Source organism: Cellulomonas sp. P2_B4, from assembly GCF_056404795.1.
In genome coordinates this window covers 62585-78311 of record NZ_JBFUDI010000008.1, presented here as the reverse complement: position 1 = coordinate 78311, position 15727 = coordinate 62585, and the positions used below count along the sequence as shown (strand labels likewise).

The 15727-nt window shown below is 70.5% G+C and carries 9 protein-coding genes; 7 read left to right on the top strand and 2 right to left on the bottom strand.

What is annotated here, in order from left to right:
- The first annotated feature begins 15 nt into the window (after positions 1-15).
- From AC1DZC_RS14545 to AC1DZC_RS14535, 3 genes are all read left to right on the top strand, one after another.
- Positions 16-1044, top strand: a complete 1029-nt coding sequence (locus tag AC1DZC_RS14545) for a glycosyltransferase (protein WP_477043755.1) — start codon at positions 16-18, stop codon at positions 1042-1044.
- A gap of 97 nt (positions 1045-1141) precedes the next feature.
- Complete coding sequence (locus AC1DZC_RS14540; RefSeq protein WP_477043754.1) at positions 1142-2107, top strand: glycosyltransferase family 2 protein; 966 nt, start codon at positions 1142-1144, stop codon at positions 2105-2107.
- On the top strand, positions 2107-3681 hold the full coding sequence (locus AC1DZC_RS14535) for a glycosyltransferase family 39 protein (RefSeq protein WP_477043753.1): 1575 nt from the start codon (positions 2107-2109) through the stop codon (positions 3679-3681). The genes AC1DZC_RS14540 and AC1DZC_RS14535 overlap by 1 nt, the downstream gene beginning before the upstream one ends.
- Positions 3682-3708: 27 nt before the next feature.
- Here the strand turns inward: AC1DZC_RS14535 and AC1DZC_RS14530 are convergent, their stop codons facing one another.
- Positions 3709-5442 (bottom strand): tyrosine-protein kinase domain-containing protein, encoded by a 1734-nt coding sequence (locus AC1DZC_RS14530; RefSeq protein ID WP_477043752.1) that lies wholly within the window; start codon positions 5440-5442, stop codon positions 3709-3711.
- 228 nt (positions 5443-5670) lie between these two features.
- On the opposite strand from AC1DZC_RS14530, the gene AC1DZC_RS14525 reads away from it, so the two are divergent.
- Together AC1DZC_RS14525 and AC1DZC_RS14520 are read left to right on the top strand one after the other, a co-directional pair.
- Positions 5671-6366, top strand: coding sequence for a hypothetical protein (locus AC1DZC_RS14525; protein WP_477043751.1), 696 nt, complete (start codon positions 5671-5673; stop codon positions 6364-6366).
- Positions 6367-6605: 239 nt separating this feature from the next.
- Positions 6606-11807 (top strand): PKD domain-containing protein, encoded by a 5202-nt coding sequence (locus AC1DZC_RS14520; RefSeq protein WP_477043750.1) that lies wholly within the window; start codon positions 6606-6608, stop codon positions 11805-11807.
- A gap of 195 nt (positions 11808-12002) precedes the next feature.
- On the opposite strand, the gene AC1DZC_RS14515 is transcribed toward AC1DZC_RS14520, so the two are convergent.
- Positions 12003-13268 (bottom strand): hypothetical protein, encoded by a 1266-nt coding sequence (locus tag AC1DZC_RS14515; protein WP_477043749.1) that lies wholly within the window; start codon positions 13266-13268, stop codon positions 12003-12005.
- Positions 13269-13424: 156 nt separating this feature from the next.
- Here AC1DZC_RS14515 and AC1DZC_RS14510 point away from each other — a divergent pair, with 156 nt between their 5' ends.
- Both AC1DZC_RS14510 and AC1DZC_RS14505 read left to right on the top strand, forming a co-directional pair.
- A complete protein-coding gene (locus tag AC1DZC_RS14510) occupies positions 13425-14513 on the top strand; it encodes an acyltransferase family protein (RefSeq protein WP_477043748.1) in 1089 nt (362 codons plus the stop codon).
- Positions 14453-15658, top strand: coding sequence for an acyltransferase family protein (locus tag AC1DZC_RS14505; protein ID WP_477043827.1), 1206 nt, complete (start codon positions 14453-14455; stop codon positions 15656-15658). Before AC1DZC_RS14510 ends, AC1DZC_RS14505 begins: the two co-directional genes overlap by 61 nt.
- Positions 15659-15727 lie beyond the last annotated feature (69 nt).

Sequence of the window (15727 nt, the reverse complement as noted above, 5' to 3'; positions counted from 1 at the left end):
CAGACGGGAGCGACCATGGCGGACGGCAGCACGAGGGCGACGACCGGTCGGCTGCGCGTCCTCGAGTCGTTCGGTCCGCCACGGCAGACGACGAACCCGCACTCGGTGCTCCTGCTCGACGCGCTGCGGCACCACGCGGACGTCGAGACGTTCACCTGGAAGCGGGCCCTGACGTCGCGGTACGACGTGTTCCACGTGCACTGGCCCGAGGTCGTCGTCACCAAGAGCACGTGGCCGCGGCGGCTCGCGGCGTGCCTGCTGCTGGCCGTCGCGCTCGTCCGGTTCCGGCTCCGCCGGACGGCGATCGTCCGGACGGCGCACAACGTGGCGCCGCACGAGGACAAGGACGTCGTGACGCGGGCGGTCCTGCGGCTGACCAACCGGTGGACCACCTGGTGGATCCGCCTGAACGGCACGACGCCGACGCCCTCGGGCGTGCCCGCGACGACGATCCCGCTCGGCGACTACGGCGACTGGTACTCCGGCCACGCGCGCGGCGACGCGCAGCCCGGTCGACTGTTGTTCTTCGGTCTGATCCGGCCCTACAAGGACGTTCCCACCCTGCTGCGCGCGTTCGGCCGGGTTCCCGACGAGGATGCGCGCCTCGTCGTCGCGGGAAAGCCGTCGTCGCCGGAGGTGGAGCGAGAGGTCCGGGCTGCGGCGACGGGCGACGAACGCGTCGAGCTCCATCTGGGGCACGTCGCCGACGCCGACCTCGCGGCGTCGGTCGCGGCGGCCCAGCTCGTCGCCCTGCCGTACCGCGAGATGCACAACTCGGGCGCCGTCCTGCTCGCCCTCACCCTGCGCCGGCCGGTGCTGGTCCCCGCGAACGCCGTCACGGACGCGATGGCGGACGAGGTCGGTGCCTGGTGGGTGCAGCGCTTCGACGGCGACCTGACGCCCGATGTCCTGACGGCCGCGCTCGCGGCGACCACGGACGGCCCGCCCGAGCCGCCCGACCTGTCGGCCCGCAGCTGGGACGCCCTGGCGGTGCGGCACGTCGCGGTGTTCCGGGACGCCGTGGCGCGGGTCCGGCGCGGGTGAGCAGTGGGGTGAATCACGCCGTGGGCCGGGGATCGGGCGATGACGCGAAACGGACATTGCTGCACACTCAGTCCATCCCTCGTGAATGGAGTCGCCGGTGTCACGACCCCTCCCCGCCGCTGCTGACCTGGGCGACCAGGTGAGTGCCCAGGTGCTGGGCGTGACGATCGCGATGCTCACCTACCGTCGCCCGGACGATCTGCGCGCGGTCGTCCCGCTGCTGCTCGAGCAGGCGTCGCAGGTCTCGGACCGCGTCGAGCTGCTCGTCGTCGACAACGACCCCGACGGCGGCGCCGCGGGGACGGTCGCGGCGTTCGGCGACCCGGTCCGCTACGTGCACGAGCCGACGCCGGGCATCGCGGCGGGCCGCAACCGAGCGCTGGACGCGTCCGGGGGCGCGGACCTGCTGATCTTCATCGACGACGACGAGCGCCCGACGCCCGGCTGGCTGGCCTTCCTGCTCGACGCGTACCGGTCGTCCGGTGCCGCGGCCGTCGTGGGACCCGTCGTCTCCGAGATGGCGGTACCGCTGGAGCCCTGGGTCGAGGCCGGTCGGTTCTTCGACCGGCGGCGCCTGCCCACCGGAACGCCCATCGACGTGGCCGCGACCAACAACCTGCTCCTCGACATGACGGTCGTGCGGCGCCTCGGCCTGCGCTTCGACGCGGCGTTCGGCCTCAGCGGTGGTTCCGACACCCTCTTCACGCGGCAGCTCGCAGCCAGCGGCGCCGCGATGGTGTGGTGCGACGAGGCGATCGTCACCGACGTCGTCCCTGCGGAGCGCACGACCCGGCAGTGGGTGCTGCACCGCGCACGCCGGAGCGGGAACTCGGCGAGCCGGTGCGAGGTCGTCCTCGCCGGGAGCGCGCCGAAGCGGTTCGCCGTCCGCGCGCGATGCGTGGCCCTCGGCGCGCTGCGCGTGGTCACGGGAACCGGACGGTCGGTGCTCGGGCGCGTCGCCCGGTCGGACGTGCACGACGCCAAGGGGCAGCGCACGGCTGCGCGGGGCCGCGGCATGATCTCGGGGGCGCTCGGCAGCGTCGTCTTCGACTACGCGCGCTGATGACCCACGCCGTCACGGTGTCCAGGACGCACGTCGCGGCCGCGTCCGAGCGGCGGCGGGCGGCGCTCGCCGGTCTCCTCGGTGCCGTCGTCGTGGCCATCGGGTCCTGGGTACCGGCGCTGTGGACCGACGAGGCGGCGACGATCTCGGCGTCGACCCGGAGCCTGCCCGAGCTCTGGCGGATGGCCCACACGATCGACGCCGTGCACAGCACGTACTACCTGCTCATGCACGGCTGGATCGCGGTCGCCGGTCAGAGCGAGCTCGCCCTGCGCGCGCCGAGCGCGATCGCGGTCGGGGTCGCCACGACCGGCGTCTACCTGCTCGCGGTCCGGCTGGGCTGGTCGTCGTACGCACCGGCCGCCGCCGCCGCGTTCGTCCTGATGCCCCGCGTCGCCTGGATGGGGATCGAGGCTCGCCCGTTCGCGTTCGCGACCGCCGCCGGGGTGTGGGCCACCTACGTGCTGCTGGTGGCGCTCCGCCGGGGGCGTGCGCGGTGGTGGGTCGCCTACGGTGCGCTCGTCGCGCTCGCCATCCTGTTCAACCTCTACCTCGTGCTTCTCGTCGGTGCCCACCTGGTGTCGCTGCTGCTCACGCACCGTTCGGACCGGCGGATCCTCGTGCGCTGGCTGCTCGCGGCAGGCGTCGGCACCGCCGCGACGTTGCCGATGGTGCTCGCAGCGCTCGGCCAGACCGGGCAGATCGGCGTCGCGCCCCGATCCCTGGCGGAGCTGGCCCGCAACGTCGTCGTGAACCAGTGGTTCCTGGGCGAGACACCGACGGTCTACTCGCGCGGCGCCGACCTCGCGGCCACGGACCCATCCGTGCACGTCTGGCAGGTCGCATCCGTCCTGCTCGCGCTCGGGTTCGTGGTGCTCGTCGGCTTCGCCCTGGTGGCAGCCTGGCGTTCCCGCCCTGTCGAGCGCCCGACCGTGGATCTGCTCGCGTGGGCCGTGCCGTGGGTCGTCGTCCCGACGGTCGCCCTGGCGGCCTACGCGATCGTCTCGACCACCTACTCACCGCGGTACCTCGCCTTCACGGCACCCGGGATCGCGCTGCTGGCCGCCTTCGGGCTGGCGTCGCTGCGCCGACATGTCGTCGTGCAGGTCGTCGCTGCGACCGTCCTCGTCTCGCTCGCCATCCCCGTCCTCGTCTCGCAGCGCACCGAGAACGCGAAGAGCGGCTCGGACTGGCGGCAGGTGGCCGAGCGGGTGAGCACGCAGGTCGGGCACGGGGACGGGGTCTACTTCTCGCCGCGCGTCGAGGCGACCGGTCCCGAGGTGCGGCTGACCACACGGGGCATCGCCGTGGCCTACCCCGAGCCGTTCGCCGGCACCGTCGACCTGACACAGCTGACGACGCCGGTCGAGGCGGGCGACCTGTTGGGCACCTCGTCGACGATCGAGGATGCGACCGCGCGACTGGCCGGCGTGGACCGGCTCGTCGTCATCCGTCGGCACGACTACCCGCAGACCGCTGCGGACGCCGACGACGCGGTGCTCCAGGGCGCGGGGTTCGTCAAGGGCGAGACGTGGAACGGGTCCCTCGACGAGGTCGTGACCTTCCAGCGCTGAACGTCCGCCTCGACGTGTGGGCCGTCCTCAGGTCCGTGCGGAGGCCTCGTCGCGGCTGAGCTCGTCGTCCTCTGCGAGCTCGAGCTCGTCGACGTGCTCCCGCTCCGCCAGGGGTTCGTCGAGCTCGGTGCTCTCGTGCTGGTCGACGGGCTCGGTCGTGGCCGGCTCGACCAGCGCGTCGGGCTCCTGAGCCTTCTCGGGGACGTCGACGGCCGCGTGCGAACCGACGCGCTCGGTCTCGACGGGACGGTCGGCCGGCGGCATCGGCTCCGGCACGTCGACGGCCTTGACCTCGGGAACCGGGGTCGCGGGTGTCGGCAGCTCGCCTGCAGCGATGGCGGCGAGGCGAGCGGCCGCCTGGGTCCGGGGCTCGGTGGTCGTGCCGCGGCGACGACGGCGACGCGACCTCTTGTTCCTCGTGCTGTACGTGTAGCTGTAGCTGTACGAGTCGCCGCGCCCCGTTCGTACCTTGTTCAGGACGATCCCGAGGCACGTCACCTCGATCGCGTCGAGGGAGGCCAGGGCGTCGCGCAGCTCGTGCCGCCGAACCTTCGACGACCCCGCGACGACGATGACGCCGTCGGTCTGTCGGCCGAGGACCGCCGCGTCGGTGACGGCGAGCATGGGGGGCGCGTCCACGACGACGAAGTCGTACTCCGCGCGGGCGGCCGCGATGAACCGGGTCATCGCCTCGGACTCCACCAGGTGTCCGGGGTTCGGGGGCGTGGCCCCGGCCGTGATGACGTCGAGGTTCGGCGCACCCCACGGCTGCACGACCTCGTCCATGGTGGCCTCGCCGACCAGGACGGTCGACAGGCCCGCGCTGCCCTCGAGCCCGCACTCCATCGCGATGCTCGAGCGTCGCAGGTCGGCGTCGACCAGCAGCACGCGCTTGCCCTGCTCGGCCATGGTCAGCGCGAGGTTGATCGACGTCAGCGACTTGCCCTCGTTGGGCACCGCCGAGGAGATGACGACGACCGTCACAGGCTTGGAGACGTTGAGGAACTGCAGGTTGGTACGAACGCGCCGGTAGGACTCGGCCAGCGGGGCGTGCGGGAACACCATGATCGCCCGGGCGCCGTGCTTCCGGATCGCCTTGTCCTGCGGGATGGTGCCCAGCAGCGCGCGCTCGGGCTCGGTCGGCAGGTCCTTGACCGTACGGACGCGCGTGTCGAGGCGGGCGACGAGCAGCGCGATCACGACGCCGATGGCCAGCCCGCCGACGAGACCCGTCGCGACCTTCATCTTCTTGTTCGGGGAGAACGGGGCGGTCGGCGCGGTGGCGGGCGCGACGACGTTCATCTTGACGGTCGCGGCTCCGCTCTCCGACGTCGGCGAGAGGTCGACGACGGTCTCCGAGAGGTGCGCGGCCACCGAGTTCGCGATCGCGGCGGCCCGGTCGGGGTTCTTGGACACGGCCGTGACCTGGATGATGACGGTGTTCAGCGGGGAGGTGGCGCTGACCGCGCCGGCCAGCGCGTGGCTGCTGATCGTCAGACCCAGGTCGTCGACCACAGGGTCGAGGACCTTCGGGGTGGTGGCCAGCTGGACGAACGACTCGACGAGGCTGCGCGTGTAGGTCGACCCCTGGACGAGCTCACCGGTCGTGTCGCCGCGGGCGAGAGACACGTACATCTCGCTGGAGGCGCGGTACAGCGGCGTCGCGGTCTGCGCCTGGTAGTAGCCGATACCTGCGCCGACCACGGCAAGCAGGACGATCACGAGCCAGCGCTTGCGCAACGCGGTGAGGTACTCGTTCATCCCCAAGGACCGAACCTCCGTCTCCAGGCGCCCTCTGCGCTGTGCCCTGCCCGGTGACCTGCGACGAGGTGGAGGCGACGAAGCGCCTGCGCCGGTCCCTCATCGTCTCACGGGACGGTAGCGGGTCTTCCGGTGGCGCGGCTGAAATCCGGCCCGACCCCGCAGAACCCACGGGCTGCCCCCATACACTGGCGCCTCGTCTCGTCCCGTCGGTGCGTGGAGTGTGCGATGTCCGAGCCTGAGAACCCGCAGCCGACCGAGCCGGCGGACGACCCGCGCCGCCTCGCGTGGTGGTGGTGGGCCATCGGTGCGGCGGTCGTCCTCATCGCGCTCGTCCTCGCGGTCGTGCTCACACGTTCCGACGACACGGACACCGCCGCCACCGGGACGGCCTCCACCGCGACCGTCCGCGAGAGCATCGACCCGTCGAAGGGCTCGCCGCCCGACCCCTCGTCGAGCCCTTCGGCCGGCGACGAGACGCCCACGGCGACCCCCGAGGAGCCGACCGCCGAGCCCGAGCCCGCGCCCACGCAGACCGTCCCGGTCGACGAGGAGGGGACGCCGGAGGCCGGCGTCACGGCAGCGGTCAGCAAGATCGAGGCCGTCGAGGGGACCGCGGAGGTTCCCGGCGAGGTGGGCGGTCCGTCCCTGCGCGTCACCGTCCAGATCGACAACCAGACCGGCTCGGAGCTCGACCTCTCCTTCGCCGTCGTGAACCTGTACTACGGCGAAGACATGAAGCCTGCGCTGCCGCTGGGACAGCCGGGGGTCGAGCCCTTCCCGGGCTCGGTCGACGCCGGCGAGTCCGCCTCGGGCACCTACGTGTTCAACGTGCCGGTCGACGAGCGCGACGACATCACGATCGAGCTCGACCTGTCCGTCGACTCGACGGTCGTCCTCTTCCGGGGGCCCGCGGGCGTCTGAGCCGTTCGGGTCGCCCGGTGTCACCCAGTTGGGCGTACCCCGCCGGGGCCATCTGGACGGTCGACCGTCTGCATGTTGGACGGATGTCCGCACGCCAGCGCGAGGTCCGCCGCGAATCACCCCAAATACGGGCAAGTTCACCCAGACTCGATGCCCCTAATGTCCGGTTTCGAGGCTAGTTTCTCCCCCAGTCGCTCCGTGGGCACGTCGTCCTGAGCGTTGACCGGGAGGAGCCGCACATGCAGCCGACGAAGTGGGCCAGGAGGGTCGCCGGCCCCATCGCCGTCGCGGCCCTCGCGTTCGCGGGACTGGCGGTCGCCGCACCGGCGCAGGCCGACACCGCCCCCGTGGACCCGACGACCGAGCCGACCACGGTGACAGCGGACTCGCTGCCGACCGTGCAGATCAACGGCGTCGTGTGGAACCAGCAGATCGTCGGCAACACCGTGTACGTCGCGGGCGACTTCACGAAGGCCCGCCCCGCGGGGGCCGCGGCCGGCACCAACGAGGTGAACCGGACGTACCTGCTGGCCTACAACCTGACCACGGGTGTGCTCGTCCCGGACTTCGCGCCGGTGCTCAACGGCCAGGTCAAGGACCTCGCCCTCTCTCCCGACGGCACGCGCCTGTACGCGGTCGGCAACTTCACCACGGTGGACAGCCAGAACCGCTACCGGATCGCTTCGTGGGACACGGGGACCAAGGCGCTCACGACCTTCAAGCCGACCGTCAACGCCCCGATCTCCAGCGTCGCGGTGACGAGCAACGCCGTGTACTTCGGCGGCACGTTCACGAGCGTCCAGGGCTCGGCGCGCTCGAAGGTCGCGTCGCTGAACCCGGACGGCACGATCCGCCCGTTCACGGCGTCGGTCGCCGGCAGCGTCACGTCGATGACCGCGGCTCCGGACGGCGCCTCCATCGTCATCGGTGGCAGCTTCACCTCCGTCAACGGCGCCGACCCCTACGGCATCGCGCGCCTCGCCGCCGCTGACGGCTCGGTCATCCCGCTCCCGGCGAACGCGTTCGTCCGCAACGGCGGCACGGACTCGGCGATCCTGAGCCTGGAGTCCGACGCGACGAGCTTCTACGGCTCGGGCTACCACTTCGGCGGCGGCGGCAACATCGAGGGCTCGTTCTCCATCAGCTGGGCCACGGGCCAGATGAACTGGGTCGAGGACTGCCACGGCGACACCTACTCGGCGTTCCCGGCCGGCAACGAGGTCTACTCGGCCAGCCACAAGCACTACTGCGGCAACTCGGGAGGGTTCCCGCAGACCAACCCGTGGACGTACTACCGCGCGACCGCGACCAGCAAGAACGCGGTCGGCGTGAACACCCCCGACATCTACGGCTACCCGGACCACGCGGGCCAGCCCAAGCCCCTCTTCCTGAACTGGTTCCCGACGATCAACACGGGCACGTTCACCGGCAAGAGCCAGGGCCCGTGGACCGTGAACGGCAACGCCGACTACGTGCTGTACGGCGGCGAGTTCACGCAGGTCAACGGTTCCGGTCAGCAGGGTCTCGCGCGATTCGCCCGCTCGGCGATCGCCCCCGACCTGCAGGGCCCGCGCCTCTCGGGCGCTCAGTGGGACCTGTCCGCGAACTCGTTCGCCTCGGGCCAGGTGCGCCTGTCCTGGACCACCAACTACGACCGCGACAACGCGACGCTCACGTACAACCTCTACCGGACGAACATCACCACGCCGCCGATCTACACGTCGACCGTGACGACCCCGTTCTGGCAGCCGAAGAACATGGGCTTCGTCGACAAGAACCTGACACCGGGATCCTCCCAGCGGTACCGGGTCGAGGCCGTCGACCCGTTCGGCAACCTGGTGCGCTCGGACTACGTCACGGTCACCGTGAGCAGCGACGGCGCGGCGAGCCCGTACACCGACGCCGTCTGGAACGACAACGCGACGTCCTTCTGGCGGCTCGGTGAGCCGTCCGGCAGCAACGTCTACGACTGGTCGGGCTTCTCCGACTCGACCGCGAACGCCGGTGTGACGCGCGGCGTCACCGGTGCGATCCTCGGCGACTCGAACAAGGCCTCGCACTTCGACGGCTCGGACTCCGGCTTCGCGGCTACCCGTTCGCCCATCGAGGGCCCGCAGGTGTTCTCGATCGAGACGTGGTTCAAGACCACCTCGACCGTCGGCGGGAAGATCGTCAGCTTCGGCAACAACAACACGGGGAACAGCGGCAGCTACGACCGGCACATCTACATCACCCCCGCCGGCAAGGTGGCGTTCGGTGTCTACCCCGGCACGACGAAGATCCTCACGTCGCCGAACACCTACAACGACGGTGCCTGGCACCAGGTCGTGGCCAGCCTCGGCCCGGACGGCCAGAAGCTCTACGTCGACGGCAAGCGCCTCGCGACCGACGCGAGCGTGACCTCGGCACAGAACTACTCGGGCTACTGGCGCATCGGCGGTGACTCGGCGTGGGAGGGCAACAACTACTTCAACGGCGACATCGACGACGTGTCGATCTACTCGAGCCCCCTCACGGCCGCCCAGGTCGACGCGCACTGGGTCGCCTCGGGCCGGACCTCGACCCTCCCGGTCGCCCCGGCCGACGCCTACGGTGCGGCGGTCTTCAACCTCGCGCCCGACCTCTACTGGCGGCTCAACGACGCGAACGGCAGCTCCACGGCCGCGGACGCCGGCCCGCTCGAGAACCCCGGCAACTACCTCGGCGCGGTGAACTACCAGGGCGCTGGTGCCATCTCGGGCACCAACAAGTCGGTGGAGCTTCCCTCGACGGGCGGCACCCACGGGCTCGTCGTCGCGAGCAAGTCGGCGGTCGGACCCACGACCTACAGCGAGGAGCTGTGGTTCAAGACGGGCACGAGCAACGGTGGGAAGCTGATCGGCTTCGGCAACGCCACGTCGGGCACGTCGAGCAACTACGACCGGCACGTGTACATGGAGAACGACGGGCGCCTGACGTTCGGCGTGTGGACCGGATTCACCAACACGATCACCACACCTCTGGCCTACAACGACAACCAGTGGCACCACATGGTCGCGACGCAGTCGTCCGCCGGGATGCGGCTGTACGTCGACGGTGTGCTGCGCGGTACGAACGGGCAGACCAGTGCCCAGGACTACTCGGGTTACTGGCGCATCGGCGGTGACAACACCTGGGGACCGCAGCCGTGGTTCGACGGGTCCCTCGACGAGGTCGCGGTCTACGCCGTCGCCCTCACGCAGGAGCAGATCGCCTCGCACTACGACCTCGGCCAGGGTGTCCAGCCGAACGTGCTGCCGACGTCGTCCTTCACGGCGACGCCGACCGACCTGAGCGTGGTGTTCGACGGTTCGGCCTCCACGGACTCCGACGGGACGATCAGCAGCTACGAGTGGACGTTCGGTGACGGCGGTACTGCCACCGGTCCGACGCCCCCGGCACACCTGTACGCGGCTGCCGGGACCTACACGGCGACGCTCAAGGTGACCGACAACCGTGGCGGGACGGCGACCAGCACGCAGTCCGTCGCGGTGGTGGCACCGAACCAGCCGCCGGTCTCGTCCTTCACGGCGACGCCGACCGAGCTCAGTGTCGTCTTCAACGGCTCGGCGTCCTCCGACCCCGACGGCTCGCTCGTCTCGTACGAGTGGAACTTCGGTGACGGCGGCACGGCGACGGGTGCGACGCCCGCGGCGCACGTCTACGCGGCTTCGGGGACCTACACGGCCACCCTCAAGGTGACCGACAACCGGGGCGGCTCGACGACCAGCTCGCAGCCCGTCACGGTCCTGGCCGCCAACGTGGTCCCGGTCTCGTCCTTCACGGCGACGCCGACCGACCTCAGCGTCGTGTTCGACGGCTCCGGCTCGTCCGACCCGGACGGCTCGATCGTCTCCTACGCCTGGACGTTCGGCGACGGCGGCACCGCGACCGGCGTGACGCCCGCCGCGCACGTCTACGGCGCGGCCGGGACGTACACGGCGACTCTCAAGGTCACCGACAACCGGGGCGGCTCGACGACCAGCTCGCAGTCCGTGTCGGTGCTCGCGGCCAACCAGCTGCCGGTGTCGTCGTTCACGGCGACCTCGACCAACCTGAGCGTCGTGTTCGACGGTTCACCCTCGTCCGACCCGGACGGCACGGTCGCAACCTACGAGTGGACGTTCGGCGACGGTGGCACCGCCACGGGCAAGAACCCCACGCCGCACGTCTACCCGGCTGCCGGGACCTACACGGCGACGCTCAAGGTCACCGACAACCGCGGCGGGACGGCGACCAGCTCGCAGTCGGTCACGGTCGCGGTGACGCAGCCGGAGAATCAGGTCCCGGTGGCGTCGTTCACGACGACACCGACCAACCTCAGCGTGGTGTTCGACGGCTCGGGCTCCTCGGACCCGGACGGCTCGATCGTCGCCTACGAGTGGACGTTCGGTGACGGCGGGACCGATACCGGTGCGACGCCGCCGGCACACGTCTACGCGGCGGGCGGCACGTACACGGCCACGCTCAAGGTCACGGACAACGGTGGGGCGAGCGCGACGAGCTCGCTGCCCGTCACCGTCGCCGCGGCCAACCAGGCACCGGTCTCGTCCTTCACGGCGACGCCGACCAACCTGAGCGTCGTCTTCAACGGATCGGGCTCCTCCGACCCGGACGGCTCGATCGTCGCGTACGAGTGGACGTTCGGCGACGGGGGCACGGCCACCGGCGCGACGCCCGCGGCGCACGTCTACGCGGCGGCCGGCACGTACACGGCGACCCTCAAGGTCACCGACAACCGGGGTGGCACCGCGACGAGCTCCAGCTCGGTCACCGTGTCCACACCCGCACCGGCGGTGTTCCTGCGTGACCTGTTCTCCAGGACGCTGTCGAACGGCTGGGGAACCTCCGACGTCGGTGGCGCCTGGACCCAGGTCGGCACCGCGAGCAGGTTCTCGGTGAACGGGACGACGGGCGTGCACTCCGTGACCGCGGGTGCCACGGCGATGGGCAGCTACCTGCCCAGCAAGACGTCGGCCCGGACGGACACGAGCGTGACGTTCAGCCCGAACAAGGTTCCGAACGGTGGCGGCGCGTGGATCGCGGTGCAGGGCCGGACGGTGGGCACCGAGCACTACGACGCCCGAGCCCGACTGCAGGCGGACGGCACGGTGCAGTTCCACATCGTCCGCACCTCGACGGCGATCGTCGGCACCTCGGCGGTTCCCGGCCTCACCTACGCCGCCGGCGACAAGCTGACGATCCGGATCCAGGTCTTCGGCACGAGCCCGACGACGGTGCGGGCGAAGATCTGGAAGGTCGGCACGACGGAGCCGACGGCGTGGACCGTGAGCACCACGGACTCGACGGCGGCGCTCCAGTCGGCCGGCAGCATCGGGATCACGTCCTACCTGTTCGGTACCGCCACGAACGGCCCGCTGCTCGTCTCGTACGACGACCTCGTCTCGACCGAGATCCCGTGACCTGACCGGCAGCACCGACCGACGACCGAGGCCCGCGGCACCAGCCGCGGGCCTCGGTCGTCGCTGCGCCGCCAGCGCAGGTGTCTGGCACGTTGTTGTGCCGCGCGTCCAGATGTCCGGCAGGGCACCGACGAACACGAGCCGGGCTGCCTCGTGCGAGCGGGTCGCGCGGTCCCGGACCGCAGCCCGGCTCGCTCAGGTGGTGGTGACGCGGCCGCCGGGCGGGGCGTCGTCGGCACGCGCCGTGGCCAGGGGGATCAGCAGGCCCAAGGTGACGATCATCAGCCCGACCGAGCTGAACACGGGGCTGAAGAAGATGTTCCACAGCATGCGGATGGCGAGGAACGAGAGCAGCGCGGGCGCGGCACGGCGGGCGATGAGCGTGCTGATCGACGACATGGTGATCCAGAGCATGACCAGGACGAAGACGATGCCCAGAAGTCCCAGCCAGGCCCACATCTCACCGATGATCGAGTGCAGGACGAACCCGTTGCCGAACAGGTAGTTCTCGACGTAGCCGTTGTCCGGGTCGTAGCCGAGCGACGCCATGCCGGTCTTGGCCACGAGGATGTCGGAGACGGTCGGGATCGTGCCCGCCCCGAACCCGGTGGGGTGCGAGGAGAAGAGCGCCAGGGTTGCCCCCAGCTCGGGTCGGGCACCGAGCAGGATGTTCCCGCTCGTCTGCACCTGGACCTCGGTGCGAGCCTGCGCGTCCTGCCCGAGGTAGCCGTCCAGGATCAGCCCCTGGCCCACCTGGTAGATGGCGAACACCAGGGCCGCGATGAGGATCGCGACCCTGGCCCGGGAGCCGGTCTTCGTGCGGCTCGAGGACGCCTGCCAGGCCGTGATCAACGCCGCGACGAGCAGCATGGCGAACGTGGACCGCCCGCCGGCCGCCCCCGACGCGAGCGCCAGGGTCAGCGCCGTGACCACCTCGAGCCAGCGCTTCCCGATCCGCCACGCGATGGCCAGCGCGAGGATCGAGACGGGCAGCGCGAAGCCGAAGCGCCAGGGGTTCTCGGCAAACCGGCCACCGGTCGAGATGCCGAGCACGAGGCCCACGCCGAACAGGATCGCCACGTTGGCGTCGGGCATCAGCGTCCGGGCCCACAGGAGGGTGGCGACGCCGACGAGGAGGGTCACCAGGAGGATGACCGTCGCCTTCAGCAGCTTGCCCGAGGTCGCGTGGTCGACCGTGCTCTCGGTCAGCCAGACGCCGGACACGATCGCCAACCCGCCGGCGGCCATGAACAAGCGGGCGCCCTTGAACCGCGCGAGGGTTCCCCACCAGAGCGGGGTGAACGCGACGGCGCCCACCAGGGCGATCGTGATGCCGCCCTTGAGCTCGCGGTTGAGGCCGAACAGCACGACGAGCACCGCCGCAACCCACGCTTCGGCACCCCACGCGGGGTGCGCCGACGTGGCCGGAGCCGGAGCGAGTGATCCGAGACTGGTCGGCATGCTCACCCTCCTCGGACGCACCGCACGGGCAGACCGTGGTCAGTGTAGGCGTGGGGCATCGGCGCTGGCAGGGGACCCAGACTAGAGGTCGGTGGGGTGGCAAAGATTACCCGCTCGGCCCATTGCACGCCCCGAACGCTCACCTAGCATTGGGGCGTGCGGACAAAAGCGGGCAATGCGGGCAAGGGCCCGGCTGTGCCCGTAGCACCCGGCGCTCGCCTCGAGTGGGTCGATGCGGGACGCGGGATCGCCATCCTTCTCGTTGCCCTCTTTCACAGTTCCAACTGGCTCCTGGCCGCCGGGGCCCACGTGGCCGGTTGGGTCGAGTTCAACCTCATCGTCTCGTCGCTGCGCATGCCGCTCTTCTTCGCCCTGTCGGGTCTCTTCGCCGCGAAGTGGCTGAAGGCCACCTGGGGGACGCTCTGGAGCGGCAAGCTCCGCATGTTCGTCTGGGTCTTCCTCGTCTGGTCCCTGATCGGGTCAGTTCTCTTCACGTTCGCGACGCGTGTGACCAAGGGCGAGGGATCGCTCGTCAAGGGGACGATCATCCCGTTCCTCCTGTCACCCGGCGAGCCGCGACTGGAGCTCTGGTTCATCTGGGCTCTCGTCCTCTTCTTCGTGCTGGCCAAGCTCACCCGGAGCATCGACCCTCGGATCCAGCTGGCGGTCGCCGGGCTAGCGTCCGCCGTGGCGCTCAGCGGATGGGTCACAGCGAGTCCGGGGTGGAGCGGCTCCGTGAAGTACTACGCGTTCTTCCTTGCGGGTCTCTACGGCAAGGCCTTCCTCATTAGGCTCGGACAGACTCCTCGACGCGGGCTCCTCGCTGGGTTGTTCGCCGCCTGGCTCGTCGTCTCGATCCTGCTGTGGCGGCTGGACCTGCGAGAGATCCCTGGCCTGTACTTCGTCAACTGCGTTCTCGGGGTCGGCGCGGGCATCGCACTCAGCCGCGCGCTGAGTTTTGGGCTGCTGAGACGGATCGGCTCGCAGACGCTCCCGATCTACCTCGCACACACGCCGCTTGCGGTGCTTACCAGCGTCGCGCTCTACCTGACGGGCGTCACCGCGATCGCCCCGCTGTGGCCGGTACTGCCGCCGTTGGTCATGGTGTTCGTCGTCTGGGGCGCCTTGCAGGTGCACAAGGGTGCCATGCGGTTCTCGCTCGGCTTCCTGTACGTGGCGCCGTCGTGGTTCCCCGGGCGGACACGGTCGACCACGCCGGCACTGGTCACCGCGGAGCAGCGGTGAGCGAGCCCGTGACGGTCAGCTCGGACGGCCTGAGGGAAACGGTCGTAGCGCCTGCGCCGCGTCCCCGGCTCGCCTGGGTCGATGCCACGCGCGGTTACTGCGTCGCCGCCGTGGTGCTCTTCCACGTCGTCCTGTGGCACTTCGGCTCCGGGGGTGCCGAGGTCGCGCCGGCGGCGGACAGGGTGTGGCGGTTCGTCAACTCGGTGCTCGGCAGCGTTCGGATGCCCGTGCTGCTGGCCGTGTCCGGTCTCGTGCTCGCCCGGCAGGTCCGCGAGGGCATGCACCGCAGGACCACCGGGTTCCGAGCGGCTAACAACTACTACCTCTATGTCGTCTGGCTGCTCGTCTACGCGGTGTTCTATCTGTTCTTTGCCCAGCCCTACCTGCACCACCGGGTCGACGGCTGGGGGATTCTGCGGCAGCTTGTGCTGCCGGCCACGACGCTCTGGTACATCTACGCCCTGGCGCTGTACATCGTGGTGCTCGCCCTGGCGCGCCGTGTGCCGCCGTGGATCGTGCTGTCGGTGCTGTTGGTGCTCTCGACTGTCGTGCACAGCCTGCGCTACCCGGCTGAACTGTGGCTCAAAGTGCCTGAGCTCTTCATCTTCTTCGCCATCGGCGTCTACGGCGCCGAGCGCGTCCGCGGCCTAGCCGAGAAGGCGAACGTGCTGCGCTTGCTCGGAGCCACGTTGGCCGCCATGGGCATCACGGCGCTAGGGCGGTTCGCGACGACACCCGTCACCGATGCCTTGCTCTTCGTTCTGCGAGGAACGGCATTCATGGTCCTGGCAGTCACGACGGTCGCCATCGCCGTGCGTTGGAGCCCTGTTCGGCGCCTCGGTACTGCGCTCGGCCAGCGCACGCTGATCGTCTACACGCTGCACCCTCTGTTGATCGCGCTCCTGACGATCGTCGCGGCCGGACCTGCCCGGCAGGCGCTCGAGAGAGTCTGGTCCACCGAGGTCGGCGCCCTGCTCTACCCACTGCTCGCGACCCTCGGGATCGTGCTCGCCGCGATGGGCTTCCAGATCCTCGCGGAGCGTGTGCGGCTCGGGTTCCTGTTCGAGATGCCTCGACGGTGGCGCGTCCGCTTCGGGCGTGTTCCCGCCGTCCCCGCCGAACCCGTGCCGGCATCGGGTCGCTGACCCCCGAACGGGGTGCAAAAAGGGTGAAATCGGGCACATCCCCTCTGTGATCAGGGACCCGCGCGGTTA